At 72.2% G+C, this 25,611-nt stretch carries 24 protein-coding genes and 1 pseudogene; 18 read left to right on the top strand and 7 right to left on the bottom strand.

Features of this window, described 5'->3' with window-relative positions; all coding sequences use genetic code 11:
- The first annotated feature begins 78 nt into the window (after nucleotides 1-78).
- The 8 genes from ABZX90_RS03465 (at nucleotide 79) to ABZX90_RS03430 (ending at nucleotide 8,853) form a co-directional block, all read left to right on the top strand.
- Nucleotides 79-1,173, top strand: coding sequence for a nitronate monooxygenase (locus ABZX90_RS03465; RefSeq protein ID WP_351119543.1), 1,095 nt, complete (start codon nucleotides 79-81; stop codon nucleotides 1,171-1,173).
- Nucleotides 1,170-1,919 (top strand): 16S rRNA (uracil(1498)-N(3))-methyltransferase, encoded by a 750-nt coding sequence (locus tag ABZX90_RS03460; protein ID WP_351119541.1) that lies wholly within the window; start codon nucleotides 1,170-1,172, stop codon nucleotides 1,917-1,919. Before ABZX90_RS03465 ends, ABZX90_RS03460 begins: the two co-directional genes overlap by 4 nt.
- Before the next feature lie 31 nt (nucleotides 1,920-1,950).
- Nucleotides 1,951-2,343 carry a VOC family protein gene (locus ABZX90_RS03455; protein WP_355201173.1) on the top strand — a complete coding sequence of 131 codons (393 nt, stop codon included), beginning with the start codon at nucleotides 1,951-1,953 and terminating at the stop codon, nucleotides 2,341-2,343.
- A 164-nt stretch (nucleotides 2,344-2,507) separates the two neighbouring features.
- Nucleotides 2,508-3,026, top strand: coding sequence for a hypothetical protein (locus tag ABZX90_RS03450; protein ID WP_351119800.1), 519 nt, complete (start codon nucleotides 2,508-2,510; stop codon nucleotides 3,024-3,026).
- 73 nt (nucleotides 3,027-3,099) lie between these two features.
- Entirely contained in the window at nucleotides 3,100-6,348 is a 3,249-nt protein-coding gene (locus ABZX90_RS03445; protein ID WP_355201171.1) for a S41 family peptidase, read from the top strand.
- 93 nt (nucleotides 6,349-6,441) lie between these two features.
- A complete protein-coding gene (locus tag ABZX90_RS03440; RefSeq protein ID WP_351119537.1) occupies nucleotides 6,442-6,819 on the top strand; it encodes a histidine triad nucleotide-binding protein in 378 nt (125 codons plus the stop codon).
- Between the two features lie 6 nt (nucleotides 6,820-6,825).
- On the top strand, nucleotides 6,826-7,731 hold the full coding sequence (locus ABZX90_RS03435) for a ribonuclease Z (protein ID WP_351119536.1): 906 nt from the start codon (nucleotides 6,826-6,828) through the stop codon (nucleotides 7,729-7,731).
- Nucleotides 7,732-7,860: 129 nt separating this feature from the next.
- The gene (locus ABZX90_RS03430; RefSeq protein ID WP_351119535.1) at nucleotides 7,861-8,853 is read left to right on the top strand and encodes an adenosine deaminase; all 993 of its coding nucleotides are present in this window, start codon (nucleotides 7,861-7,863) and stop codon (nucleotides 8,851-8,853) included.
- Between the two features lie 84 nt (nucleotides 8,854-8,937).
- On the opposite strand, the gene ABZX90_RS03425 is transcribed toward ABZX90_RS03430, so the two are convergent.
- On the bottom strand, nucleotides 8,938-10,191 hold the full coding sequence (locus ABZX90_RS03425; protein ID WP_355201168.1) for an MFS transporter: 1,254 nt from the start codon (nucleotides 10,189-10,191) through the stop codon (nucleotides 8,938-8,940).
- Between the two features lie 359 nt (nucleotides 10,192-10,550).
- On the opposite strand from ABZX90_RS03425, the gene ABZX90_RS03420 reads away from it, so the two are divergent.
- The 5 genes from ABZX90_RS03420 (at nucleotide 10,551) to ABZX90_RS03400 (ending at nucleotide 15,121) form a co-directional block, all read left to right on the top strand.
- Nucleotides 10,551-11,663, top strand: coding sequence for a PfkB family carbohydrate kinase (locus ABZX90_RS03420; protein WP_355201166.1), 1,113 nt, complete (start codon nucleotides 10,551-10,553; stop codon nucleotides 11,661-11,663).
- Between the two features lie 229 nt (nucleotides 11,664-11,892).
- The gene (locus ABZX90_RS03415) at nucleotides 11,893-12,951 is read left to right on the top strand and encodes a PhoH family protein (protein ID WP_351119529.1); all 1,059 of its coding nucleotides are present in this window, start codon (nucleotides 11,893-11,895) and stop codon (nucleotides 12,949-12,951) included.
- Between the two features lie 12 nt (nucleotides 12,952-12,963).
- On the top strand, nucleotides 12,964-13,461 hold the full coding sequence (ybeY, locus tag ABZX90_RS03410) for an rRNA maturation RNase YbeY (RefSeq protein WP_351119528.1): 498 nt from the start codon (nucleotides 12,964-12,966) through the stop codon (nucleotides 13,459-13,461).
- Nucleotides 13,458-14,765 carry a hemolysin family protein gene (locus ABZX90_RS03405; protein WP_351119527.1) on the top strand — a complete coding sequence of 436 codons (1,308 nt, stop codon included), beginning with the start codon at nucleotides 13,458-13,460 and terminating at the stop codon, nucleotides 14,763-14,765. The genes ybeY and ABZX90_RS03405 overlap by 4 nt, the downstream gene beginning before the upstream one ends.
- Nucleotides 14,762-15,121, top strand: coding sequence for an MmcQ/YjbR family DNA-binding protein (locus ABZX90_RS03400; RefSeq protein ID WP_351119526.1), 360 nt, complete (start codon nucleotides 14,762-14,764; stop codon nucleotides 15,119-15,121). The genes ABZX90_RS03405 and ABZX90_RS03400 overlap by 4 nt, the downstream gene beginning before the upstream one ends.
- 3 nt (nucleotides 15,122-15,124) lie before the next feature.
- Here ABZX90_RS03400 and ABZX90_RS03395 read toward each other — a convergent pair whose 3' ends face one another.
- Complete coding sequence (locus ABZX90_RS03395; RefSeq protein WP_351119525.1) at nucleotides 15,125-15,247, bottom strand: hypothetical protein; 123 nt, start codon at nucleotides 15,245-15,247, stop codon at nucleotides 15,125-15,127.
- Here ABZX90_RS03395 and ABZX90_RS03390 point away from each other — a divergent pair.
- Entirely contained in the window at nucleotides 15,246-15,599 is a 354-nt protein-coding gene (locus ABZX90_RS03390; protein WP_351119524.1) for a cytidine deaminase, read from the top strand. The two genes, ABZX90_RS03395 and ABZX90_RS03390, sit on opposite strands and share 2 nt — an antisense overlap.
- 103 nt (nucleotides 15,600-15,702) lie before the next feature.
- Here ABZX90_RS03390 and era read toward each other — a convergent pair whose 3' ends face one another.
- Entirely contained in the window at nucleotides 15,703-16,695 is a 993-nt protein-coding gene (gene era / locus ABZX90_RS03385; protein ID WP_351119523.1) for a GTPase Era, read from the bottom strand.
- A 315-nt stretch (nucleotides 16,696-17,010) separates the two neighbouring features.
- Here era and ABZX90_RS03380 point away from each other — a divergent pair, with 315 nt between their 5' ends.
- Complete coding sequence (locus ABZX90_RS03380; RefSeq protein ID WP_351119522.1) at nucleotides 17,011-18,318, top strand: ammonium transporter; 1,308 nt, start codon at nucleotides 17,011-17,013, stop codon at nucleotides 18,316-18,318.
- Entirely contained in the window at nucleotides 18,315-18,653 is a 339-nt protein-coding gene (locus tag ABZX90_RS03375) for a P-II family nitrogen regulator (protein WP_037746418.1), read from the top strand. Before ABZX90_RS03380 ends, ABZX90_RS03375 begins: the two co-directional genes overlap by 4 nt.
- On the opposite strand, the pseudogene ABZX90_RS03370 reads toward ABZX90_RS03375, so the two are convergent.
- The 4 genes and pseudogenes from ABZX90_RS03370 to ABZX90_RS03355 form a co-directional block, all read right to left on the bottom strand.
- Nucleotides 18,550-19,581: pseudogene (locus ABZX90_RS03370) on the bottom strand (DUF916 domain-containing protein); the annotation flags it as partial. The gene ABZX90_RS03375 and the pseudogene ABZX90_RS03370 overlap by 104 nt on opposite strands.
- A gap of 135 nt (nucleotides 19,582-19,716) precedes the next feature.
- The gene (locus ABZX90_RS03365) at nucleotides 19,717-21,045 is read right to left on the bottom strand and encodes a beta-xylosidase (RefSeq protein ID WP_355201161.1); all 1,329 of its coding nucleotides are present in this window, start codon (nucleotides 21,043-21,045) and stop codon (nucleotides 19,717-19,719) included.
- A gap of 227 nt (nucleotides 21,046-21,272) precedes the next feature.
- Nucleotides 21,273-21,749, bottom strand: coding sequence for a hypothetical protein (locus ABZX90_RS03360; RefSeq protein ID WP_351119520.1), 477 nt, complete (start codon nucleotides 21,747-21,749; stop codon nucleotides 21,273-21,275).
- A 321-nt stretch (nucleotides 21,750-22,070) separates the two neighbouring features.
- Entirely contained in the window at nucleotides 22,071-22,913 is an 843-nt protein-coding gene (locus tag ABZX90_RS03355; RefSeq protein WP_355201159.1) for a helix-turn-helix transcriptional regulator, read from the bottom strand.
- 119 nt (nucleotides 22,914-23,032) lie between these two features.
- Between ABZX90_RS03355 and ABZX90_RS03350 the strand changes: the two genes are divergently transcribed.
- A complete protein-coding gene (locus ABZX90_RS03350) occupies nucleotides 23,033-23,911 on the top strand; it encodes an NAD(P)-dependent oxidoreductase (protein WP_355201157.1) in 879 nt (292 codons plus the stop codon).
- 242 nt (nucleotides 23,912-24,153) lie between these two features.
- On the top strand, nucleotides 24,154-25,593 hold the full coding sequence (locus tag ABZX90_RS03345; RefSeq protein ID WP_355201155.1) for an FG-GAP-like repeat-containing protein: 1,440 nt from the start codon (nucleotides 24,154-24,156) through the stop codon (nucleotides 25,591-25,593).
- The last annotated feature ends 18 nt before the right edge of the window (nucleotides 25,594-25,611 follow it).

Below are 25,611 nucleotides of genomic sequence, written 5' to 3'. Positions count from 1 at the left end.
TGCCGGCCCATCCCGGTGGCCTATGCCGGGTGGACGGCCGGATTCGGACTTGTACTGGGGACGTGACAACATGCCGTCATGTCCTCCGCACTGACCGATCTCTTCCCTCACCCGATCGTGCAGGCCCCCATGGCGGGCGGCGTCTCCGTCCCCCAGCTCGCGGCCGCGGTGTCCGAGGCGGGCGGGCTCGGATTCCTCGCCGCCGGGTACAAGACCGCCGACGGCATGTACCAGGAGATCAAGCAGCTGCGAGGGCTGACCGGCCGTCCCTTCGGCGTCAATCTGTTCATGCCGCAGCCCGAGTACGCGGACCCCGCCGCCGTCGAGGTCTACGCCAACCAGCTCGCCGGTGAGGCCGCCTGGTACGAGACCGAGCTCGGCGATCCGGACAGCGGCCGCGACGACGGCTACGACGCCAAGCTCGCCGTCCTCCTCGACAACCCGGTGGCGGTGGTCTCCTTCCACTTCGGCGTCCCGAGCCAGGACGTCCTGGACTCCCTGCGCCGCGCCGGCACGTTCACCCTGGTCACCGCCACCACGGCCGAGGAGGCCCTCGCCGTGCAGCGGGCGGGCGCCGCCGCGGTCATCGCGCAGGGCATAGAGGCCGGCGGACACCAGGGCACCCACCGCGACAACCCGGAGACGGACGGCACGGGCATCGGCCTGCTCTCCCTGGTCGCCCAGGTCCGCGAGACCGTGCAGATCCCGGTCGTCGCGGCCGGCGGCATCATGCGCGGCAGCCAGATCGCCGCCGCCCTCGCCGCGGGCGCGAACGCGGCCCAGCTCGGCACCGCGTTCCTCGCCACCCCCGAGTCCGGCGCGAACGTCGTGCACAAGCAGGCCCTGACCAACCCCCTCTTCGTCCGTACGGAACTCACGCGCGCGTTCTCCGGGCGCCCGGCGCGCGGGCTGGCCAACCGCTTCATGCGCGAACACGGCCCCTACGCCCCCGCCGCCTACCCCGAGATCCACCACCTCACCTCGCCGCTGCGCAAGGCGGCCGCCAAGGCGGGCGACGCGCAGGGCATGGCGCTGTGGGCGGGACAGGGCCACCGCATGGCCCGCGACCTGCCCGCCGCGCAGCTCGTGGACGTACTGAACGCCGAGATCGCAGCCGCCAAGACAGCGTTGTCGGCGCCCGAGGAGACCCCGGAAGAGGGTGCGGCCCGATGACAGCACCGGTGTTCCTGGTCGAGCACTTCGACGCGGACGGCGGCGGACGTTACGTCCTCGACGGCCCCGAGGGACGGCACGCCGTCTCCGTGAAACGGCTGCGGGCCGGCGAGGACGTCAGGCTCACCGACGGGGCCGGCCGCTGGGCGGACTGCGTGGTCCTCGACACCGAGGGCAAGGACCGGCTGATCGTGCGGATGGACTCCGTGACCGAGGAACCGGCGGAGGAGCCGCGCATCACGGTCGTCCAGGCCCTGCCCAAGGGCGACCGGGGCGAGCTCGCCGTCGAGACCATGACCGAGACCGGCGTCGACGCGATCGTCCCCTGGGCCGCCTCCCGCTGCATCACCCAGTGGAAGGGCGACCGGGGTCTGAAGGCGCTCGCCAAATGGCGCGCCACCGCCCGGGAGGCCGGCAAGCAGTCCCGCCGCGTGCGCTTCCCGGAGGTCGCGGACGCGATGACGACCAAGCAGGTTGCCGTACTTCTCGCCAAAGCCGATCTCGCCGCCGTGCTCCACGAGGACACCGAACTCGGCACCGAGCCGTTCGCGACGGCCGCGCTGCCCGGCTCCGGGGAGATCGTCCTGGTGGTCGGCCCCGAGGGCGGGATCTCCCCCGAAGAGGTCGCGCTCTTCGCCGAGGCGGGCGCGAAGACGTTCCACCTGGGGCGTACGGTGCTGCGTACGTCGACGGCCGGGACCGTGGCCGCCGCACTGCTGCTCGCCCGCACCGGCCGCTGGTCCTGACCCCACCACCCGCACATCCCCCGGGGAATCCATGGAACTCGCCCAGGTACGGCTGCTCGTCTCCGACTTCGCCGCCTGCTACCGCTTCTACTCCGAGGTCCTCGGCCTCAAGCCGCAGTCGGGCGCGGCCGAGGGCCCGTACGAGAAGTTCAGCCCCGTCGCCGGGTCGGCGGGCATCGCCCTCCAGGACCGCGCGATGATGGCCGAGGTCCTGGGGGAGATCGGTGAGGTGGTGACCGGTCACCGTTCCCTGGTCGTGCTGCGGGTGGACGACCTCGACACGTACTGCGAGCAGGTCGTCTCGCGTGGCGCGACCCTGTTGCACGGCCCCGCCCCCATGACGGACCGCATGCGCGTCGCCCACCTCAAGGACCCCGAGGGGAACCTGGTGGAACTCCAGGAGTGGCTGCTGATGCTCGGCTGAGGAGCGGCCCACAGCCGACCCGCCGGGGGACACGGAACTCCTTCGGGTGGTTGTGCGCCCGATGGCCGCTTGCGGTCTACCGCGGTACGCCGTGCGGTGGCACGCTGCCGTCCATGGGGGCTTTGAGGCGTATCAGGAGCCGGGTGGGGCGCAGGCGGGTGCTGATGGCCGTCGGGCTGGGCGCGGCGGGCGTGTTCGGAGTGGCCGCGTGCGAGCCCGGGGACGGACTCAGCGCCGCCACCGTGGCCTACACGACCGACCAGACGGCGACCAAGCAACTCGAGCGGCAGAACGTGGACGTGCGCTGGCTCAGCTGCACCGCCCACTACGGCGGCGCCAACAAGGTCTACACACCCGGGAAGTCGTCCTCGCCGACCGAGAACACCGTGGCGACCGTCGACTGCCGGGGCCAGACGGGTGACGGCCGGGACATCGTCGTCAAGGGCAAGGTCACCCGCGCCGTCAACGGCGCCTGTGTACGGGGCGACCTGCGCGCCACCGTCGGAGGCAAGCAGTGGTTCCACGTGAGCGGCCTGGGCGACTGCAACGCGACCCACGGCCCCACCCCGCCGGTCACCTACAACCCCCCGAACGGACAGCCCGACCCCACCGTCACCGTCACCGTGACGAAGACCATGTGGTGCAAGGGCGACCCCACCTGCTGGCCCGCGCAGGGCAAGTGACCTGCCCGGCCGTACACCCATCAAGTGATCCAAACCCCTGTCGGGGCACGCGTCCGCTGCGTAGGGTGACCGGGTGACAGAGTCCGCACCCTCCGCGTATCTCCGGTTTCCGCATCTGCACGGCGAGTTGGTCGTCTTCACGGCCGAGGACGACATCTGGGCCGCCTCCCTCGACGGCGGCGGCCGCGCCTGGCGGGTCAGCGCCGACAACGTACCGGTGAACCATCCGCGCATCTCCCCGGACGGCACGACCGTCGCCTGGACGTCCACGCGCGACGGAGCCCCCGAGATCCACATCGCACCCCTGGCGGGCGGGCCCGCCAAACGGCTGACGTACTGGGGCAGTTCGAAGACCCAGGTACGCGGCTGGACCCCCGACGGACAGGTACTCGCCCTCAGCAGCCAGGGCCAGCCCAGCCTGCGCCGCACCTGGGCGCGGTCCGTCCCGCTCGACGGCGGCCCCGCGACCACCCTGCCGTACGGCCCCGTCGGTGAGGTCGCCCACGGCGCGCCCGGCGTCGTCCTGCTGTCCGCCCCGATGGGGCGCGAGGCCGCCTGGTGGAAGCGGTACCGCGGCGGCACGGCGGGCAAACTGTGGATCGACCGGGACGGCCAGGGCGAGTTCGTCCGGCTGCACGAGGACATCGACGGGAACCTCGAATACCCCTTCTGGGTGGGCGAGAGGATCGCCTTCCTGTCGGACCACGAGGACGTCGGGGCCCTGTACTCCTCCCTCGCCGACGGCTCCGACCTCCGGCGCCATACGCCGGGTGGGGGCACCTCCGGTTCGAGCGAAGCCGGGAGCGGGGGCACCTTCTACGCCCGCCACGCGGCCACCGACGGCACCCGCGTGGTGTACGCCTCCGCCGGCGAACTCTGGCTCCTCGACGACCTCGACAGCGCCGAGCCGCGCCGGCTGGACATCCGGCTCGGCGGTCAGCGCGTCGACCAGCAGCCCCACTCCGTGAGCGCCTCGCGCTGGTTCTCCGCCGCCGCGCCCGACCACACCGGACGCGGCAGCGCGATCTCCGTGCGCGGCGCCGTCCACTGGGTCACCCACCGCTCCGGACCGGCCCGCGCGCTCGCCACCGAACAGGGCGTCCGCGCCCGGCTGCCCCGCACCTTCCGCGCCGAGGGCGAGGAACACGTGGTGTGGGTGACGGACGCGGAGGGCGACGACGCCCTCGAATTCGCCCCCGCCACCGGCATCGCCCCCGGAGCCACCCCGCGACGGCTCGCCGCCGGCGCGCTCGGCCGGGTCCTCGGCCTCGCCATGGCACCCGACGGAAGCCGCGCCGCCGTCGCCTCGCACGACGGGCGCGTGCTGATCGTCGAGCGCGAGAGCGGCGAGGTCCGCGAGATCGACCGCAGCGAGGACGGCGAGGTCACCGGCCTCGTCTTCTCACCCGACTCGGCATGGCTCGCCTGGTCGCACCCCGGACCGCGCCCGCTGCGCCAGCTCAAGCTCGCCAACACCACCGACCTGTCGGTCACCGAGGCGACCCCGCTGCGCTTCCGGGACTACGCACCGGCGTTCACCCTCGACGGCAAACACCTCGCCTTCCTGTCGGCCCGCGCCTTCGACCCCGTCTACGACGAGCACGTCTTCGACCTGGCGTTCGTCGGCGGTTCCCGGCCGTATCTGATCACCCTGGCCGCGACGACACCGTCCCCGTTCGGGCCTCAGCGCCACGGCAGGCCCTTCGAGGCGCCCGACAAGGACGAGACGCCCGACAGCGAGGGCACCCCCAGCACCCGGATCGACCTGGACGGACTCGCCGACCGGATCGTGCCGTTCCCCGTCGAGGCCGCCCGCTACTCGATGCTGCGCGCCGCCAAGGACGGACTGCTGTGGCTGCGCCACCCGGTACGGGGCGTGCTCGGCGCCTCCCGCGCCACCCCGGACGACCCGGACCCGAAGACCGAACTGGAGCGGTACGACCTCGCCCAGCAGCGCATCGAGCACCTCGCCGCCGACGCCGACCACTTCACCGTCACCGGTGACGGCAAGCGGGTCCTGCTGTGGACCGACGGCAAGCTCAAGGTCGTCCCCAGCGACCGGCGCGCCTCGAACGACGACGAGAGCGACACGAACATCACCGTCGACCTGTCGCGGGTCCGCCAGACCGTCGACCCGGCCGCCGAGTGGCGCCAGATGTACGACGAGACGGGCCGCCTCATGCGGGACAACTTCTGGCGTCCCGACCTGGGCGGCGTCGACTGGGACGCGGTCCTCGACCGGTACCGGCCGGTCCTGGAACGGGTCGCCACCCACGACGACCTCGTCGATCTGCTGTGGGAGGTGCAGGGCGAACTCGGCACCTCGCACGCGTACGTCACCCCGCGCGGTGGATGGAGCGGCGGCGACCGGGCACAAGGGCTCCTCGGAGCGGACATCTCCCGTCACAAGGACGGCAGTTGGCGCATCGACCGGATCCTCCCCTCGGAGACCTCCGACCCGGACGCGCGGGCCCCGCTCGCCGCGCCCGGCGTCGCCGTGCGCGCCGGGGACGCGATCGTCGCGGTCGGCGGACAGCCGGTCGACCCGGTCGCGGGACCCGCGCCGCTGCTCGTCGGCACGGCGGGCAAACCGGTCGAGCTGACCGTCTCGCCCTCGGGCGGCGGCGATCCGCGCCACGCGGTCGTCGTCCCGCTCGCCGACGAGGAGCCGCTGCGCTACCACGCGTGGGTCGCCGACCGGCGCGCCTACGTCCACGAGCGGTCCGGCGGACGCCTCGGCTATCTGCACGTGCCGGACATGGTCGGGTCCGGCTGGGCGCAGCTCCACCGCGATCTGCGCATCGAGGTGGCCCGCGAGGGCCTGGTCGTGGACGTCCGCGAGAACCGCGGCGGTCACACCTCCCAGCTCGTCGTGGAGAAACTCGCCCGGCGGATCGTCGGCTGGGACCTGCCCCGTGGCCTGCGCCCCTACAGCTACCCGGAGGACGCGCCGCGCGGCCCCGTCGTCGCCGTCGCCAACGAGTTCTCCGGCTCCGACGGCGACATCGTCAACGCGGCGATCAAGGCGCTCGGCATCGGCCCCGTCGTCGGCACCCGCACCTGGGGCGGCGTCATCGGCATCGACAGCCGCTACCGGCTCGTCGACGGCACCTCCGTCACCCAGCCCAAGTACGCCTTCTGGCTGGAGGGTTACGAGTGGAACGTCGAGAACCACGGTGTCGATCCCGACGTCGAGGTCGTCCAGGCCCCGCAGGACCACGCGGCCGGCCGCGACACCCAGCTCGACGAGGCGGTCAGGATCGCGCTGGCCGCGCTGGAGGAGAACCCGGCGAAGTCCGCGCCCACGCTGCCGCCGCTGTGACCCGGCACGGGGCGTGCGGCGCCATGCGCCGCCCGCCCCGCCGGGCCGCTAGCATGCGGAGGTAATGATCGGCCGGCGTGAGGAGGCACACGCATGGTGCAGGAGCCGAGGCGGGACGAGGGCGGGGAGCCGCAGGACGACTGCCTGTTCTGCAAGATCGTGGCGGGGCACATTCCGGCGACGCTGGTGCGCGAGACCGACACGATCGTGGCGTTCCGCGACATCAACCCGCAGGCGCCGACCCACATCCTGGTCATCCCCAGGGTGCACTACCCGGACGCGGCCTCCCTGGCCGCCGCCGAACCCGCCGTCGCCGCGGAGCTGTTGCGCGAGGCGGGCGAGGTCGCGGGCGAGGAGAAGCTGGAGAGCTACCGCGTCGTGTTCAACACGGGCAGCGGTGCCGGACAGACCGTGTTCCACGCGCACGCCCACCTCCTGGGCGGCCGCGGCATGCAGTGGCCGCCGGGATAACCGGCCTTGTCCGCACGTGAACTGGTGGTCCTCGGCACCGCCAGCCAGGTCCCGACCCGGCACCGCAACCACAACGGCTACCTGCTGCGCTGGGACGGCGAGGGTCTCCTCTTCGACCCCGGCGAGGGCACGCAGCGCCAGATGCTGCGGGCCGGGGTCGCCGCGCACGATGTGCACCGCATCTGCGTCACCCACTTCCACGGCGACCACGCGCTCGGACTCGGCGGGGTGATCCAGCGCATCAACCTCGACCGCGTACCGCACGAGGTGACCGCGCACTACCCGCTCTCCGGGCAGCACTTCTTCGAGCGGCTGCGCTACGCGACGGCCTACCGTGAGACCGCCCGACTGACCGAGGCGCCGGTCGGGGACGACGGGATCCTCGCGACGACCCCGGCGTACACCCTGGAGGCCCGCAGGCTGTCCCACCCCGTCGAGTCCTTCGGGTACCGGCTGGTCGAACCGGACGGGCGGCGGATGCTGCCCGAGCGGCTCGCCGAGCACGGGATCAAGGGGTCCGACGTCGGAGTGCTGCAACGGGAGGGCTCGCTGCGGGGCGTCGCACTCGACGACGTCAGCGAGGTACGGCGCGGACAGCGGTTCGCGTTCGTCATGGACACCCGGCTGTGCGAGGGAGTGGACGCGCTCGCCGAGGACTGCGACCTGCTCGTCATCGAGTCGACCTTCCTCGACGGGGACCACCTGCTCGCCTCGGACCACGGGCATCTCACGGCGGGTCAGGCGGGCCGGGTGGCCAAGGAGGCGGGCGTACGGCACCTCGTGCTCACCCACTTCAGCCAGCGCTACGCCGATCCCGGCGAGTTCGAGCGCGAGGCCCGTGCGGCGGGGTTCGACGGGGAACTGACGGTGGCGCACGACCTGGTGAGGGTGCCGGTCCCGAAGCGACGGTGACGGCTCGACCGCTCCGGGTCCGCTCGGTGCCGCTCGGTGCCGCTCAGTGCCGCTCAGTGCCGCTCAGTGTCCCGGTGTCGGGAAGGTGCCGGTTTCGGTGTGCCGGGGAAGCGATCGTACGATGTTTCGATGTCCCTCCCCAAGGCTGAACTGCACCTCCACATCGAAGGCACTCTCGAACCCGAGCTGGCCTTCGCGCTCGCCGCGCGCAACGGCGTCACGCTGCCGTACGCGGACACCGAGGAACTGCGCAAGGCGTATCTCTTCGACGACCTCCAGACGTTCCTGAACCTGTACTACGAGCTCATGGCCGTCCTGCGCACGGAGGCGGACTTCGCCGACCTGGCCGACGCCTACCTCGCCCGGGCCGCCGCGCAGGGCGTGCGGCACGCGGAGATCTTCTTCGACCCGCAGGCGCACATCGCCCGGGGCGTGCCGATGGGGACGGTCGTCGAGGGGCTGTGGCGGGCGCTCGGGCGCAGCGAGGAGACCCACGGCGTCTCCACCCAGCTGATCATGTGCTTCCTGCGCGACGAGTCCGCCGAGTCCGCCATGGACACGCTGGAGGCCGCGAAGCCCTACCTCGACCGGATCACCGGCATCGGCCTCGACTCCGCCGAGGTCGGCCATCCGCCGGTCAAGTTCCGCGCGGTGTACGAGGCCGCCGCCGAGCTGGGTCTGCGGCGCGTCGCGCACGCGGGCGAGGAGGGGCCGCCCGCGTACATAACCGAGGCCCTCGACGTCCTCGGCGTCGAGCGCATCGACCACGGGCTGCGCTGCATGGAGGACCCCGAGCTCGTCGAACGGCTGGTCCGGGAGCGCGTGCCGCTGACCCTGTGCCCGCTGTCGAACGTACGGCTGCGCGCCGTCGACGTCCTGGCGGAGCACCCGCTGCCCGCCATGCTGGACGCCGGACTGCTGTGCACGGTCAACTCCGACGACCCCGCCTACTTCGGCGGTTACGTCGGCGACAACTTCCACGCGGTGCGCGAGGCACTCGGTCTCGGCGAGGAGCGGCTGCGGGAGCTGGCCCGCAACTCCTTCGAGGCGTCCTTCCTGGAGCACGACGAGGAGCGCCGGGCGCGCTACATCGCCGAGGTCGAGGCGTACGACTTCGGCTAGCCGGGCGAGCGCCCGCCCGTGAACCCGCCCGCACACCCGCACACCCCGCACACCCGGACGGGCGGACAGACGGACAGACGGACGTCAGACGGTCACCGGCCCCGGCGCGGACACGGTGACCGCCGGGTGCCGGGGCCCCGCCATGCCGTACGCCTCCCGCTGGGCGGGCACGCCCTCCAGCGGGAGCTCCATGACGGGGATCTCGACGATCTGGGTGGCGCGCCGGGGGCGCAGGGCCACGAGCGTCATCGGGACGCTGACCAGCAGCAGGCCGGCCGCCAGGATCGTGCCCATCGCCGGGTAGCCCGCCCGCGCGGACAGCAGGCTGCCGGTGAGCGGGCCGCACGCCGTGCCGAGCGAGGAGGCGGAACCGACGAGGACCGCCCACCGGCCGCGCGCGTCCATGGACGCCGCGAGGCCGATCACATACGAGAGCACGACCGGGTACAGCGCGTTCCAGGCGATCTCGCCCGCCGCGAAGGACGTCAGATCGGTGGCCGCCGCGCTGAGCGCGATACAGCCGGCGATCAGCGCCGTGCCCAGGCCGATCGGCAGCGCCCGGCCGAGTCGCGGGCCGAGGGCGCCCGCGCCGATGGTCCCGAGCAGTCCGGCGCCGAGCGCCACCGCGAAGACCGCGCCGACCGCCACCTCGGTGAGGCCCGCCTGTGTCAGACCTATCCGGCCGCTCACACCCCACAGGGAGTTCTGCGCGAGGGACCAGAAGAGCATCGCGGCGGCGAGGAACAGGCCGGAGCGGCGGTGCGGGAGCGGGGTGGCGACGTGCCGGGCGTGGGCGGCCGCCGTGCGCGCGGGCAGCCGTCCCGTCAGGAGCAGCGCGAGCAGGGCCGTGCACGCGATCGCGGCGAGCGGGGCACCGTGCGCCGGGCCCAGACGGGGGATCGTCAGATACAGCGCGCCCGCGAGGGCGGAGACGCCGAGCAGACCCAGGGTGGTGACCCGGTGCGGATCGCGCCGGCCCGCGATTCCGGTGGCGGCGACCGTGGTGGCCGTACCGGAACCGAAGCCGCCGACGATCGCGCCCGTGACCACGAGGGGAACGGACGCCGAGAGCGCGGCGGTGCCGTAGCCGACGGCCGCGAGGAGCAGACCGGCGCGGGCCAGCCTGCGCGGGCCGAAACGGTCGACGCGGGAGGCCAGCAGGAAGCCGGCCGAGGCCGAACTCAGCAGCAGGACACTGCCGACGGCTCCGGCCTGGGTGGCCGAGAGCGGGAGTCCCGCGTCCAGGCGGCCGACGGTGGTGGGGAGGAGATACGAGGCAAGGTACCCGGCCGTGAAAAGGGCGACGAGGGGCCAGGGCGTGGGGGTGCGGGCGGACACGGGCGTTCCCAGGGCATGCGAGAGCGGCTCAAGAAGGGGGGAGGGGGCGGCTGTCGACGGACAGGAACGCGCGGGCAATTTGTATCAAGGTGGGGGCTCCGCGAAAAAGGCGTAGCAGTGTGATCTGGGGCACTCTCCGTTTGGGGTGGGGACCCCGGGGTAAGCGAGTCCACTTTTCGTGTGCCGAGCGGAGCCGGTCGACGGCGCCGAGCGCCGGGGCGAGGGCTGGGGCGAGGGCGTTCCGGCAGGTGGGGGACCCACCCGTACCACGGACGACGGCCGCCCCGGCGTGACGCACGGCCCCGCCCGGCCGGGGTGGTGCACACTGGCCAGACCCGTACCACCCCAGGGAGCGCACCGTGATCGCGTCCAACGGCGAGGGACCGTTCCGTCAGGCCCATGTCGACCCGCTCGCCGGGCTGCGCACGCCGCAGGACCCGCCCTGGGACGTCTACCTCACGGGCACCGTCTTCCTGGACATCATCTTCACCGGGCTCGACTCCGCCCCCGTGCGCGGCACCGAGTCCTGGGCGCGCGGCATGGGGTCGAGCCCCGGCGGCGTCGCGAACATGGCGACCGCCCTCGCCCGGCTCGGGCTGAAGACCTCCCTCGCCGCCGCCTTCGGGGACGACCACTACGGGGAGTACTGCTGGGACGCCCTGGAACAGGGCGAGGGCATCGATCTGGCGCCGTCGCGGACCGTGCCCGGCTGGCACTCGCCGGTCACCGTGTCGATGGCGTACGAGGGCGAGCGGACGATGGTCAGCCACGGCCACGAGCCGCCGCCGCACGAGGAGCCGGCCCCGGACCGCCCGCCCCGCGCGCGTGCGGCCGTCGCCTCGCTGACCCCGGGAATCCGCGCGCCCTGGATCGCGCAGGCCGCCGACCGGGGCACCCGGATCTTCGCGGACGTCGGCTGGGACGACACCGGCCGCTGGGACCTGGCGGGCCTCGTCGATCTGGCGCACTGCGAGGCGTTCCTGCCGAACGCCGAAGAGGCCATGCGGTACACCGGCGCCGACTGCCCGCGCGCGGCGGCGCACGCGCTGACCGAGCACGTACCGCTGGCGGTCGTCACCCTCGGCCCCGAGGGCGCCTACGCCGTGGACGGCCGTTCCGGGGAGAGCGCCGAGGTTCCGGCGATCGACGTCGAGGCACTGGATCCCACGGGCGCGGGTGACGTCTTCGTCGCCGGATTCGTCATGGGGACCCTGGCCGACTGGCCGCTCGCCGACCGGCTCGCCTTCGCCGGGCTGACCGCCGCGCTCTCCGTCCAGGAGTTCGGCGGATCGCTGTCGGCGCCCGGCTGGTCGGAGATCGCAGCCTGGTGGCGCAAGGTCCAGTCGGTGGACGACCAGGATCCGGCGGCCCTGCGCCGCTACGCCTTCCTGGAGGGCCTGCTCCCGGAGGTCACCCGCCCCTGGCCGCTGCGGCGGGCGGTGCCGACGATCGGGTTCGGCCGCTCGGCGTGAATCCACCCGATCGTGAATCCACCCGATCGTGAGGTCACCCGCTCTCGGGGTCACCGGATCGTGAGGCCGCCCGGTCGTGCGGGGCGGCGCGTCCTCAGGTCACGGCGTCGTGACCTGAGGAAAAGCCCTACGGCTCCGCGTGTGCCGCGACGTACGCTGGGAATCGCAAGGCTGCCCGTGTGGCAAGCGTGCCGACCGAGGAGGATACGCAGGCCTACAGAGCCGGCCCATGACTCAGACACCCACAGCTCACGACCCCGCTCAGGGGCAGGCACGCGCGCACTTCACCGTCCCGGCCAAGCACCCCATGGTGACGGTTCTGGGTTCCGGAGACGCCCTGCTGCGCGTGATCGAGAAGGCCTTCCCGGCGGCCGACATCCACGTCCGGGGAAACGAGATCAGTGCGGTCGGCGACGCCGGTGAAGTCGCTCTCGTCCAGCGCCTGTTCGACGAGATGATGCTGGTGCTCCGCACGGGGCAGCCCATGACGGAGGACGCAGTGGAACGCTCGATCGCCATGCTCAGGGCGAGCGAGAACGGGGAGGGCGACGGCCAGGAGACACCGGCCGAAGTGCTCACGCAGAACATCCTGTCCTCGCGAGGCCGCACCATCCGCCCCAAGACGCTCAACCAGAAGCGCTACGTCGACGCCATCGACAAGCACACCATCGTGTTCGGCATCGGCCCCGCCGGTACCGGCAAGACGTACCTCGCCATGGCGAAGGCCGTCCAGGCGCTCCAGTCCAAGCAGGTCAACCGGATCATCCTGACCCGCCCGGCGGTCGAGGCCGGCGAGCGGCTCGGCTTCCTGCCCGGCACGCTCTACGAGAAGATCGACCCGTATCTGCGCCCGCTCTACGACGCGCTGCACGACATGCTCGACCCCGACTCCATCCCGCGGCTGATGGCGGCGGGCACGATCGAGGTCGCGCCGCTCGCCTATATGCGCGGTAGGACCCTCAACGACGCCTTCATCATCCTGGACGAGGCCCAGAACACGAGCCCCGAGCAGATGAAGATGTTCCTCACCCGGCTCGGCTTCGAATCGAAGATCGTGATCACGGGTGACGTGACGCAGGTCGACCTTCCCAGCGGTACGAAGTCGGGTCTGCGGCAGGTCCAGGACATCCTGGAGGGTCTCGACGACGTCCACTTCTCGCGGCTCACGTCCCACGATGTCGTACGGCACAAGCTGGTCGGCCGTATCGTCGACGCGTACGAGAAGTACGACAGCGAGAACGGCACCGAGAACGGCTCCCACAAGAGCCGGGGCCACAAAGGGAAGTAGACCAGCACCGCCATGTCGATCGACGTCAACAACGAGTCCGGAACCGAGGTCGACGAGCAGGCGATCCTCGACATCGCCCGCTACGCGCTCGCGCGGATGCGCATCCACCCGCTCTCCGAGCTCTCGGTGATCGTCGTGGACACCGACGCCATGGAGCAGTTGCACATCCAGTGGATGGACCTGCCGGGGCCGACGGATGTCATGTCCTTCCCGATGGACGAGCTCCGTCCGCCGTCGAAGGACGACGACGAGCCGCCGCAGGGGCTGCTCGGCGACATCGTGCTCTGCCCCGAGGTCGCCGAGCGGCAGGGCAAGGACGCCCCGACGCAGCACTCCATGGACGAGGAGCTCCAACTGCTCGCCGTCCACGGAGTGCTGCACCTGCTCGGCTACGACCACGAGGAAGCCGACGAGAAGGCCGAGATGTTCGGTCTGCAGGCCGCCATCGTGGACGGCTGGCGCGCGGAGAAGGGCATGACGGGTCCGTCTCCGGCCCCGACCGTGTCATGAGCCCTCAGCTGGTCCTCGGTGCCATCGCCCTGGTCGTCGTCGCCTGGCTCGCCGCCTGCGCGGAGGCGGGCATCGCGCGCGTCTCCAGCTTCCGCGCAGAGGAGGCCGTGCGCGCCGGCCGGCGCGGCAGCGCCAAGCTGGCGCAGGTCACCGCGGACCCGACGCGCTATCTGAACGTGGCGCTGCTCGTCCGCGTCGCCTGCGAGATGGCGGCCGCCGCGCTCGTCGTCTTCGCCTGCCTGAAGGAGTTCGACAAGACCTGGCAGGCCCTCGCCGTCGCCATCGCCGTCATGGTCCTCGTGTCGTACGTCGCCGTCGGTGTCTCGCCGCGCACCATCGGCCGCCAGCACCCGCTGAACACCGCGACGGCGGCTGCGTACGTCCTGCTGCCGCTGGCCCGGATCATGGGCCCGATCCCCTCGTTGCTGATCCTCATCGGCAACGCGCTCACGCCCGGCAAGGGCTTCAGGCGCGGCCCGTTCGCCTCCGAGGCGGAGCTGCGGGCGCTGGTCGACCTCGCCGAGAAGGAGTCCCTCATCGAGGACGAGGAGCGCCGCATGGTGCACTCCGTCTTCGAGCTCGGCGACACCCTCGTACGCGAGGTCATGGTGCCCCGCACGGACCTCGTCGTCATCGAGCGCTCCAAGACGATCCGGCAGGCACTCACCCTGGCCCTGCGCTCGGGCTTCTCGCGCATCCCGGTCACCGGGGAGAGCGAGGACGACATCGTCGGGATCGTGTACCTGAAGGACCTGGCCCGCAAGACGCACATCAGCCGCGACGCCGAGTCCGAGCTGGTGTCCACGGCCATGCGCCCGGCCACGTTCGTGCCCGACACCAAGAACGCCGGCGATCTGCTGCGCGAGATGCAGCAGGAGCGCAACCACGTCGCCGTCGTCATCGACGAGTACGGCGGCACGGCCGGCATCGTCACCATCGAGGACATCCTCGAGGAGATCGTCGGCGAGATCACCGACGAGTACGACCGTGAACTGCCGCCCGTCCAGGAGCTCGGCGACGACCGCTTCCGGGTGACCGCCCGCCTCGACATCGGCGACCTCGGCGAGCTGTACGGCTTCGAGGCCTACGACGACGAGGACGTGGAGACCGTCGGCGGACTGCTCGCCAAGGCGCTGGGACGGGTGCCCATCGCCGGTGCCTCCTCGGCGGTCGAGCTGCCCGACGGACGCGAGCTGCGGCTGACCGCGGAGGCCGCGGCCGGCCGCCGGAACAAGATCGTCACCGTCCTCGTCGAGCCGACCGGCCCGGCCGGCGGGCCGCCGAAGGAGGAGAGGACGAAGTGACCCCGCGGCAGCTGCGCGCCCTCTGTCTCTCCTTCAACGCGACCGTCGAGGACTTCCCCTTCAACCCCGAGACCTCGGTCTTCAAGGTGCTGGGCAAGCTCTTCGCGCTGACGAACCTGGACGCGCGCCCGCTGACGGTCAATCTGAAGTGCGACCCGCAGGACGCGATCCGGCTGCGCGACCAGCACCCGGGGCTGATCATCCCGGGCTATCACATGAACAAGCGGCACTGGAACACGGTGACCGTGGACGGCGAACTCCCGGACCGCCTGGTCCGGGAGCTCATCGAGGATTCGTACGATCTCGTCGTCGCCGGTCTGCCGCGGGCCGAGCGGCTGCGCCTCGACCGCCCCTGACCCTCAGCGGGTCCGGGTCGCGCCGCGGCGGCGCGGCGGGGCGAGGTATCCGGTGGCCGGGTGACCCGCCGCGTCCGGTGACCCGTCGGCGGGGGTGTCCGCCCGCACTTCGTATGCTCTGGTCATGACCGACAGCAGCGCGCTCGACCCCGAGGACCGCAAGATCGTCACCCTGGCCCGTTCCGCGCGGGCCCGCAACGGTGTGCCCGAGGGGGCGGCCGTACGGGACGAGACGGGGCGTACCTACGTCGCCGGGACCGTGGAGCTGGCGTCCCTGCGGCTGAGCGCCCTGCAGACCGCCGTGGCGATGGCCGTGGCGTCCGGGGCGAAGTCCCTGGAGGCGGCGGCCGTGGTGTCCGAGGCGGAGGCCGTCGCGGAAGCGGACCGTGCTGCCGTACGGGATCTCGGCGGGCCCGGGACGCCGGTGCTGCTGGCCGGGCTCGACGGTGTCGTCCACCAGACGCTGACGGCGGGCTGAGAAGACTTCCCCGCCCGGCCGCCCGCCCCGCCACCCCGCCGCTGCCCCACGCCGAGCCCTCGGCGTGGGCGGTGCGGCCGGGGCCGACGCGGGCGGAGGTTTCTCAGAAGCCGAGCTTGCGCAGCTGGCGGGGGTCCCGCTGCCAGTCCTTGGCGACCTTCACATGGAGGTCCAGGAAGACCGGCGTGCCCAGCAGCGCCTCGATCTGCTTGCGGGACTTGATGCCGACGTCCTTCAGGCGCTTGCCCTTGGGGCCGATGATGATGCCCTTCTGGCTGGGGCGCTCGATGTAGACGAAGGCGTGGATGTCGAGGAGCGGCTTGTCGGCGGGGCGGTCCTCGCGCGGCAGCATCTCCTCGACCACGACGGCGATGGAGTGCGGAAGCTCGTCGCGGACGCCCTCCAGGGCGGCCTCGCGGATCAGCTCCGCGATCATTACCTGCTCGGGCTCGTCCGTCAGGTCACCCTCGGGGTAGAGGGCGGGCCCCTCCGGAAGCAGCGGGACGATCAGATCGGCCAACAGACCCACCTGCGAGTCGCCCACCGCCGACACCGGCACGATCTCGGCCCACTCGAACCCCAGCTCGCGGCCGAGCTGGTCGATCGCGATGAGCTGCTCGGCGAGCGTCTTGCTGTCGACGAGGTCGGTCTTCGTGACGATCGCGATCTTCGGCGTCTTCTTGATGGACGCCAGTTCCTTCGCGATGAAACGGTCACCCGGGCCGAGCTTCTCGTTCGCGGGCAGGCAGAAGCCGATCACGTCGACCTCGGCCCAGGTGGTGCGGACGATGTCGTTGAGCCGCTCGCCCAGCAGGGTGCGCGGTTTGTGCAGGCCAGGGGTGTCGACGAGGATCAGCTGCGCGTCGGGCCGGTGCACGATGCCGCGCACGGTGTGCCGCGTGGTCTGCGGCTGGTTCGCGGTGATCGCCACCTTCTGGCCGACCAGAGCGTTCGTGAGGGTGGACTTGCCCGCGTTGGGGCGGCCCACGAAACAGGCGAAGCCGGCGCGGTGGTTCCCCACTGCCTCGAGGGCGGGAGAGGCGCCCCCGTCCTTGGACGGCTCGGATGACTGGTTGCGAACGCTCATGGCGCCCATTGTCCCTGATCGTCGGGTGCCCGCCGTACCAAGCTGTTCGATACCCGGGAAGCGAGTATTTCGACACCTGCGCACCGGGCGTTCAGGGACGCCCGCACCGGGCGGACGGGGACGCCCGCAGCGGGCGCACAGGGGCGCGCGCACTCGGCCTCCGCGGGCGCGCGAACCGGGCATTCCAGCTCCGCGCGCCGGTCTCCTCATCTGTGAGGATCCGGAAACCACGGCGCAATGAAACATGCCCGAAACGCGGGTGTACGCAACAGGAAATGCGGGCCCGTGACGCTCTGACGACGCCCCCACACCGTTGGAGAGACCGTGACTCTGGCCGCCGCCCGGATCGACACCGGCGACACAGCCTGGCTGCTCGCCGCCACCGCGCTCGTGCTCCTGATGACCCCCGGCCTCGCCCTGTTCTACGGCGGCATGGTCCGCACGAAGAGCGTCCTCAACATGCTGATGATGAGCTTCGTGTCGATCGCCCTGGTCACGGTGGTCTGGCTGACCGCCGGGTACTCCCTCGCGTTCGGCGAGGACACGTTCGGCGGGCTCATCGGCGGGCTGCGGCACGCGGGGATGGCCGGGCTCGGGCCGGACAGCGTGCAGGGCACCGTCCCCACCCTGCTCTTCGCCACCTTCCAGCTCACGTTCGCGATCATCACCGCCGCGCTGATCAGCGGGGCCATCGCCGACCGGGCGAAGTTCGGGGCATGGCTCGTCTTCGTGCCCGTGTGGACGCTGCTCGTATACGTTCCCGTCGCGCACTGGGTGTGGGGCCCCGGCGGCTGGATCCGCGACGGTCTGGGCGCGCTCGACTTCGCGGGCGGTATGCCGGTCGAGATCACCTCCGGTGCCTCCGGGCTCGCGCTGTGCCTGGTCCTCGGGCCGCGGCTCGGCTTCAAGAAGGACGCCATGCGACCGCACAACCTGCCGATGGTCATGCTCGGCGCCGGTCTCCTCTGGTTCGGCTGGTTCGGCTTCAACGCCGGGTCCGCCCTCGGCGCCAACGGTCTGGCCGCCGCGGCGTTCCTCAACACCCTCACGGCCGGCTGCACCGGACTGCTCGGCTGGCTCCTCGTGGAGCAGCGGCGCGACGGCCACCCGACCACGCTGGGCGCCGCCTCCGGCGCGGTCGCCGGTCTGGTGGCCATCACCCCGGCCTGCGGGGTGGTGTCCCTGCTGGGCGCGCTCGTCGTCGGACTCGCCGCCGGTGTCGTCTGCTCGTACGCCGTGAGCTGGAAGTTCCGCCTGAACTACGACGACTCGCTGGACGTCGTCGGTGTGCATCTGGTCGGCGGCGTGATCGGCACGCTGCTCATCGGGGTCTTCGCCGTGCACGAGATGACGGGCGGGACCGAGGGGCTGCTGTACGGCGGCGGGCTCGGCCAGCTCGGCCGGCAGCTCGTCGGTGTGCTGGCCGTCGGGGCGTACGCGTTCGCCGTCACGTACGGCCTCGGCCGACTGATCGACCGGCTCATGGGCCTGCGCGCGGACGAGGAGCATGAGCAGACCGGCCTGGACCTTACGGTGCACGCCGAGAGCGCCTACGATCACGGGGTCCTGGGCCACGGCGCCCCGGTTCCGTCGTCCCTCTCCACCGCGCAGAAGGTCAAGCCCCAGGCATGAAGCTCATCACCGCGATCGTCAAGCCCTACCGACTCGACGAGGTCAAGACCGCCCTGCAGGAGCTCGGTGTGCACGGGCTGACCGTCACCGAGGCCAGCGGATACGGGCGTCAGCGCGGGCACACCGAGGTGTACCGCGGCGCCGAGTACCAGGTCGACCTCGTGCCCAAGGTCCGGATCGAGGTCGTCGTCGAGGACGCCGACTCCGACGCGGTCATCGACGCGGTGGTGAAGGCCGCGCAGACCGGGAAGATCGGAGACGGAAAGGTGTGGTCCGTACCCGTGGAGACGGTCGTACGGGTGCGGACGGGCGAACGCGGGCCCGACGCGCTCTGATCGTCACCACCGCCGCGGCGAACGCGGCGACCACGACCACGGCCGCCAGCCACGGCAGCGCGAGGAACGACACACTCGCCGACTCCCGGGTCCCCGGCGCGCTGGCCGTCAACGTCACGTCGCCCCAGTCGAGTTGAGGTGCTCCGTCCCAGGGTGCGGTGAGCCGCACCCGCTGGCCCGGGAGCAGTTCCGAGGGGATGCCCGTGAGCCCGCGGGACAGCAGGGTCCGCCCGAAGAGGCCCTCGGCCCTCAGACGCACCTTCGGGTTCAGCGTCACGTTGCCCGTGTTGTGCAGGGTGTACGAGACGGTGGCCGCGGAGGCGCCCGTGCCGGGGATCAGCGGCTGGTGGTGGGTGAGGCGGACCTTCTCCACGGCGAGGGCGGGAACCGTCGGCCCGCCGACCCGGAGATAGACCCGGGCGGCCACGGCTCGTCGTACCCCGACCGAGAGGGAGCCTTCCCCCGTCTCGATCCGTTCGTCGAGCGCCACCAACGCGCCCGGATGGTCGCCGGGTTCGGCCCGCTCCGGGACCCGGAGCGTGAACGGCACGGTGATCTTCTCGTGCGCGGGCACGGTGACCCGGGAGCGGGCGGGCCGCGCCCACGCCCCCACCCCGCGCTGCTTCTCCTTCAGCGTGCGCACGGCGAAACCGCCGTCGCGCGCGGTGTTGTAGGCGTCGGCCGCGTACAGCCGGAACGTCAGGGGACGGCCGGTCTTGTTGGCGACGGTGACCTTGTCCCGGAGGGTCTGGCCGGGGTCGGCGGAGAGGTAGAAGTACGGCCGCGCGGCGATGCGCGAGGAGACGGGGTAGACCGACCAGCTTCCGTTGTCGGCCGCGTACGAGGGCGTCGCCAGGAAGACCGAGACGACCGAGAAGACGAGGAAGGCCGGGAGCAGGCTCAGGAGGAGGGCGTACGGCTTGCGCATGGGTGCGGACCCCCGCGGACGGCATGGGCGGCGTGGGCGGACGAGGTGGTACGAGATGTGGGGCGGGACAAGGTGGACGGGCGGGTGCGCGCCCGGCCACCGGGGTGCGGAGGGACCGGCCGAGTGGCGGACCGGTCAGCTGAGCGTCAGCGTGAGCACGCCGGAGTAGGAGCCGGGGGGCGTGAACTCCGGTACGTTCAGCGACAGTCCGGCGTCGACGGTGAACTCACCACCTGTGAGCGTCCCGTTGGGGGTGGACGCCAGGGTCGCTCCCGAGGTGCCCACCGCGCCGGACGAGCCGGCCTGGCAGGTGCTCGGGCTGCCGGCCTTGGTGGCGCAGGCCGGGCTCCAGCTCAGGGCACCGGCGTCGATCTTCGCGCCGGGGCCGGTGAAGTCGGTGACCTTGCCGGTCAGGGACCAGCCCGCGGGTCCGCCGCGGAAGTCCTTGACCGTCACCGTCTGCAGGGCGCCCGTGGAGGCACCGCCCTTGCCGAAGTCGACCGCCGACAGCGCGACGGCGTCCCCGGCCTGGGTCATCGACAGCGTTCCCGCCCTGACCGTCGTGGTGAGCTTCTGACTGCCGTCCGGGACGGGCGTGTTGTCGATGACGACATACGCGGCGGGACCCGCTCCGGTGTCCGCGTTCCAGCTTCCTCCCTCGTACGCGACCACGCCGGTCGTCGTCTTGTCGTTGACGACGAGCGAGCCGCTGAAGGAGCCCTGGGCGTTCGCGGTCACGGTCGCCGTGTCGGCGGTCTGGGTGGCCCCGGACCGTCCGGCGAGGGTGACGCTGGCGCCCGGGGTGAAGTCGCTGCCGGTGACGGTCACGCTGTCACCGGGGTTCCCGGAGGCCGAACCGAGCTGGATGGCCCGGGTGTTGGTCTGTCCGCCGCCCGTCGCGGTGACCGTCTCCGAGACCGGGGCGGGCGGGGTGATGACCGTGCACGGGGTGTCCAGTTCCATGATGTAGCTGGTGTGGATGTTGTAGTCGCTCGGCGACAGGGTGATCGCGCCGGGCGCGGTGACGGTGAACGTGCCCGTCATGCTGAACGACGGGAAGGCGCCCTTGCCGGGCACCGGGTCGTTCTTCTTGGGACCGGCGACGGTGACGCTTCCGGTCTGCGCCCCGCCGAGCGCGACCTTGCCGGTGGGCGTCATGATGTCCGCCGGAAGCGCGATGTCGACGGGGTTGCTGGCGGCCGGCTTGACCACCGTGTAGGTCACGGTGACCGTGTCGCCGACCTTGGGGCTCGCGTTGTCCACCGTGATCTTCGCGGTGGTGGTGCCGTCGATCGGCGGGATGCCCGCGATCGCCGGCGGGATGCAGTGCGTGGCGAAGTCCACGTTCGTGGAAGCGGCTCCGGCCGGGGCGGCCAGCGCACCTCCCGCGGTGAGCGCGAGGACGGTCGCCCCGAGCAGTGCCGCGAGGCGGCGTCTTCGGGTGGTCGGACCCGTGGTTGACATGGTTGTAGCCCCCTCCTGAGGGATGCGGGCGCAGCGGCTCGTCTGCGCCGACAGGGGGCCATTGATGTGCGGGTTGTGTGAGAAGTCAATGGAGTCCCGGCGCAGTGACTGATGGGCCATCAGTTTCTGTCATGGTCATCAACCGGGGCTCCTCGCGGGGGAGTTGTGGGGGGAGCCGGTGCCGCTGCGCGCGGGCGGCACCGGCCCTCACGTCGTGGCGCGGCGGGTCAGTCGAAGACGAACGGGCCAGGCGCCTGCGGCGCGTCCGCCGTGCAGGTGATGGTGATGCCGAAGACCACCATGCTCAGGGAGCCGCCGTAGGTCTCCAGGCTGTCGCCGGAGGCGACGGTGCCGTCCAGGGGGCCCACCGAGACTCCGCCGCCCGCGGCGATCGCGGGGTTCTTCGTGCCGCTGAAGGCGGTGGTCCCGCCGCTCGCGCTCACCAGGGTCAGGGTGGAGGTGACCGAGTTCTCGGAGATGGGGAGCGGGGAGGTGATGTCGGTGGAGCTGAGGGTGATGGTCGCGGCCGTGCCGTCCTGCGTGGCGGTGAGGGTGGCCGCGCCGCCGCCCCCGATGGTGCAGGTCGCGTTGATGGTGGCCGTCTGGGGAGTGACGGCCGCGGCGGCCGGCGCGAAGGCCAGACCGGTCGCGGCGAGGGTGCCGGCGGCTAACGCCGCGACGGTTCCGAGCTGCTTGCCTCTCATCGGATTCCCTTCCCTTGTGGGGGAATTGCCATGTGGGGATGGTCGGGACGGGACCGTCCGCCCTGGTCCGGGCACACGGGCTCCTCACCTCTGTGCTCGGTGAGGGTGCGGGGAGACGTGTACGCGGACCGTCCGCGCGTGGGGTGCGGGACGCCGTGCGGGGCGTATCTGACGGTCCGTCGGAATGTGCGGTTCCATTGAGGCGCGGGTGGCTCACGATTGCAAGGGAAGCGGACCCTTTCCTTCAACGGTCGGAGAAAGTGGCCGAAGTTGAACCCGGAACCGGGTCCGGCGCCCAGCACACGGGTCCGACGCGCGGGGTCACCTCTGCCCGGCGGCCGGAGCCATGTTCTGCAGGCCCACCACCCGCAGCAGTTGGAGGCGCTCGTGCGACTCGGTGCCGGGGCGTGCGGTGTGGACGAGGAGGAGCTGATTGTCGCCGGAGCTGAGCAGGAACTCGCAGTCGAGTTCCAGCAGACCCACCGTGGGGTGCAGGAACCGCTTCGTCGCGGAGCGGCGCACCGCGACCTCGTGGGATTCCCAGAGGTGCGCGAACTCCTCACTCGTGGAGCGGAGTTCGGCCACCAGGGCGGCGGGGGCCGGATCGTCGGGGCGGGCCGCCGTGACCGCGCGCAGGTTGGCGACATGGGAGCGGGCGAGCTCGGGGAGGTCCTCGGGCGGGCAGAGGGCCCGGGCCCGCGGGTCGGTGAAGAACCGCCGCACGAGATTGCGCCCGGGGCCCGTCTCGCCGGTCAGCGCCGCCGACATCGCGTTCTGCGCGAGGACGTCGCCGTAGTCGGTCATGACCAGAGCGGGCGCGTCGTGCAGCCGGTCGAGGATCAGCAGCAGCCCGGGGCGGATGTGCGACGAGGCACTCCCGGCGCGTGGCGGCTCCTCGCCGACCAGGTGGAAGAGGTGGTCCCGCTCGTCGCCGGTGAGCCGCAGTGCCCGCGCCAGCGCGCCCAGCATCTGACGGGAGGGACGCGGTCCCCGCGCCTGTTCGAGCCGGGTGTAGTAGTCCACGGACATGCCCACGAGCGCCGCCACCTCCTCCCGGCGCAGACCAGGGGTGCGGCGCCGGGCACCCGCCGTGAGCCCCACGTCGGAGGGCTCCAGACGGGCGCGGCCGCGGCGCAGGAAGTCGGCGAGTTCGGCTCGGTTCACCCCTCCAGCGTGACGCAGGCCGCCGGTCTTATCCAGGCACTGCCGGTCCCTGGATCAGGAGGTCTCTCCCGCCCGGCCCGGCACGGGGGGACGGTGGAGGGCGACGAGAGGAACAGATCATGCTGACATTGGTGACCGGAACCACCGGCGAGGTCGGACGACGCTTCGTACCCCGCCTCCTGCAGCAGGCGCCCCCCGGCGACACGGTACGGATCCTGGTCCGCGACGAGTCCCGGGCGACGGCCCTGGCCGGCCTCACCGGCCCGGCCGGCCGCGGCGTCGAGATCGCCGTCGGAGACCTGCGCGACGCCGAGACGCTCGGCAAGGCCCTCACGGGTGTCGACTCGGTCGTGAACATCGCGGCCGCCTTCCGCGGGGTCCCCGACGAGGAGGCCCGGGCGGTCAACCGCGACGCCGCGCTGGAGCTGGGCCGCACCGCCGTCTCCTCCGGGGTACGCCGGTTCGTGCAGGTCAGCACCAATCTGGTGTACGGGACCGGCCGGGGCCGCCCGCTGACCGAGGACGACCCGAGCAGGCCCGGCGGCGAGATGTGGGGCGCCTACCCGGAGTCCAAGGCGGAGGCGGAGCGCGGCCTGCTCGCCCTGGAGGGCGGCATGGACGTCCGGATCGGCCGCCTGCCCTTCGTCTACGGCGAGGGCGACCCGCATCTCGCCGCGTCGCTGCGGTGGGCCGCGCACTGGGCCGCCGGCAAGCGGCTCCAGATGGTCCACCACGCGGATGTCGCCCAGGGCCTCTGCCGTCTGCTGTACGCCCCCGGTGTGGGCGGCGGCCGGATCTACAACATCGCCGACGACGCCCCCGTCACCACCGTCGACCTCCACCTGATCAACGGCGTCGAGGTGCCGCCCGCCCTGTACGAGCGCAGCGACCCCGACCCCTGGAACGGGATCGTCTCCACCGACCGCATCCGCCACGACCTGGGCTTCCGCCCGGTGTACCCGTCGCTGTGGACGGCCAGGGACGCCGGAGCCCTGTGACCGGGCCGGGCGGCCCGCCCGAGGGGCCGCCCTGATCGCCCGGCCCGCTCAGTCCCCTCAGCTCGTCGGCTCCGCGATCAGCGCCGCGGCCACGCCCCGGGCGGATGGACCCGGACCACGGAGGCCACAACCATTCGGCGGCTTCGGCGGTCATGGTGGATGACAGCCGTACAAAGATCCGTCCGCGTGATCGCCGAGGCCCTGTGGCCGCCGTGCGAACCGATGTCAGGGAAAGGACACCGATGTCTCACCCCACCCGTCGGGCCGTTGCCGTCCCCGGTCTCTCCAAGGGAAGGGCAGGCGCACTCGCCACGGTGGGCACCTTGCTGACCGCTTCCCTGGCGGCGGTCGGCGGCCTCGCCACACCGGCCGTGGCCACGACCGCCTCGCCCGTCATCGACTTCAACGGCGACGGCTACGCGGACCTCGCCGTCTCCGCGCCCGGTGGCACGGTCTCGGGCATGGTGGAGGCGGGCTACGTCTCGGTCCTGTACGGCTCCGCGGCCGGTACCGACACGGCGCACCCGATGGTGATCACCCGGGCCACCGCGGGCGTGCCGGGGAGCGTCGAACCGTACGGCTCCTTCGGCCGTACCACCGTCGCCCGCGACCTCGACGGCGACGGCCGCACGGACCTCGTCGTGGGCGACTACACCGCACCGGCTGTGCTCTGGGGCTCCGCGAAGGGACTGACGGCGGGTGCCCCGCTCCCGGCGCCCGCCCCCACGGTCGCGACGGGCGACATCGACGGCGACGGCCACCCCGACCTGGTGACCACGACCGGGGAGGGCCTCCAGGTGCACTACGGCCCGTTCTCCCGCGCCGGAGTCCCCGCCTCCGTCCAGACGCTCCCCTTCACGGAGGGGGACGCGCCCAAGGCCATCGTCGTGGGCGACATGACGGGCGACGGCGCCGACGACATCGTCACGACCCACAGTTTCGACGACATTCAGGGAACGTCCCGCTTCTGGGCGGGCGGCCGGGACGGCCTCGGCCGCACCTCCCGCAGTTTGGGCTGGTCCACGACCGGCGGGGTCGTCGCCGATGTGAACCGCGACGGTTACGGCGACCTCGTCGCCGCGCAGGTCGACCAGGTCTCGGAGGACCGCGACTACGACGCCGGTACGGTCCGGGTCGTCTACGGCTCGGCGTCGGGTCCCTCCACCCGTACGGCGAAGATCACCCAGGACACTCCGGGCGTTCCCGGGGTGAGCGAGTCCGGCGACCACGACGTCGACTCCGGCGACCTGTTCGGCTACTCCCTGGCCGCGGGCGACGTCACCGGCGACGGCTACCCGGACGTCGCCGTGGGCGTGCCCGGCGAGAACGTCGGGTCGATCCGCGACGCGGGGGCCGTCGTCCTGCTCAAGGGCGGCGCGGCCGGTCTCACCGGCAAGGGGGCGCAGGCCTTCCACCAGTCGTCCCCGGGGGTGCCCGGCGCCTCCGAGAAGGGCGACTACTTCGGCCGGACCGTGCTCCTCGCCGACGTCAACGCCAACCACCGCGCCGACCTGGCGATCGCCACCCCCTACGAGGACGGGGCGTACGCGGACTCGGGCGCGGTGTGGGTCCTGCGCGGCTCCCGGTCCGGCCTGACCACCACCAACAGCACCGTGTTCGGCCCGCGGGCGCCGTACGCCCCGGAAAAGGACGCGCGGTTCGGGGACGGCCTCGCGCGGTAGCGGGTGACGGCCGGCGCG

Source organism: Streptomyces sp. NPDC002935 (assembly GCF_040611295.1).
In the GTDB taxonomy this organism is placed as follows: Bacteria; Actinomycetota; Actinomycetes; order Streptomycetales; family Streptomycetaceae; genus Streptomyces.
Note: the sequence above shows the minus strand (reverse complement) of the source record. Positions and strands in the feature narration are given on the sequence as shown.

What these genes read in the sequence shown, in the direction of transcription:
- ABZX90_RS03465 (WP_351119543.1), top strand. Translation starts at nt 79, where the DNA reads ATGTCCTCCGCACTGACCGATCTCTTCCCTCACCCGATCGTGCAGGCC.
- ABZX90_RS03460 (WP_351119541.1), top strand. Translation starts at nt 1,170, where the DNA reads ATGACAGCACCGGTGTTCCTGGTCGAGCACTTCGACGCGGACGGCGGC.
- ABZX90_RS03455 (WP_355201173.1), top strand. Translation starts at nt 1,951, where the DNA reads ATGGAACTCGCCCAGGTACGGCTGCTCGTCTCCGACTTCGCCGCCTGC.
- ABZX90_RS03450 (WP_351119800.1), top strand. Translation starts at nt 2,508, where the DNA reads ATGGCCGTCGGGCTGGGCGCGGCGGGCGTGTTCGGAGTGGCCGCGTGC.
- ABZX90_RS03440 (WP_351119537.1), top strand. Translation starts at nt 6,442, where the DNA reads ATGGTGCAGGAGCCGAGGCGGGACGAGGGCGGGGAGCCGCAGGACGAC.
- ABZX90_RS03430 (WP_351119535.1), top strand. Translation starts at nt 7,861, where the DNA reads ATGTCCCTCCCCAAGGCTGAACTGCACCTCCACATCGAAGGCACTCTC.
- ABZX90_RS03415 (WP_351119529.1), top strand. Translation starts at nt 11,893, where the DNA reads ATGACTCAGACACCCACAGCTCACGACCCCGCTCAGGGGCAGGCACGC.
- ybeY (WP_351119528.1), top strand. Translation starts at nt 12,964, where the DNA reads ATGTCGATCGACGTCAACAACGAGTCCGGAACCGAGGTCGACGAGCAG.
- ABZX90_RS03405 (WP_351119527.1), top strand. Translation starts at nt 13,458, where the DNA reads ATGAGCCCTCAGCTGGTCCTCGGTGCCATCGCCCTGGTCGTCGTCGCC.
- ABZX90_RS03390 (WP_351119524.1), top strand. Translation starts at nt 15,246, where the DNA reads ATGACCGACAGCAGCGCGCTCGACCCCGAGGACCGCAAGATCGTCACC.
- ABZX90_RS03395 (WP_351119525.1), bottom strand. Translation starts at nt 15,247, where the DNA reads ATGACCAGAGCATACGAAGTGCGGGCGGACACCCCCGCCGACGGGTCA.
- era (WP_351119523.1), bottom strand. Translation starts at nt 16,695, where the DNA reads ATGGGCGCCATGAGCGTTCGCAACCAGTCATCCGAGCCGTCCAAGGAC.
- ABZX90_RS03375 (WP_037746418.1), top strand. Translation starts at nt 18,315, where the DNA reads ATGAAGCTCATCACCGCGATCGTCAAGCCCTACCGACTCGACGAGGTC.
- ABZX90_RS03365 (WP_355201161.1), bottom strand. Translation starts at nt 21,045, where the DNA reads ATGTCAACCACGGGTCCGACCACCCGAAGACGCCGCCTCGCGGCACTG.
- ABZX90_RS03360 (WP_351119520.1), bottom strand. Translation starts at nt 21,749, where the DNA reads ATGAGAGGCAAGCAGCTCGGAACCGTCGCGGCGTTAGCCGCCGGCACC.
- ABZX90_RS03350 (WP_355201157.1), top strand. Translation starts at nt 23,033, where the DNA reads ATGCTGACATTGGTGACCGGAACCACCGGCGAGGTCGGACGACGCTTC.
- ABZX90_RS03345 (WP_355201155.1), top strand. Translation starts at nt 24,154, where the DNA reads ATGTCTCACCCCACCCGTCGGGCCGTTGCCGTCCCCGGTCTCTCCAAG.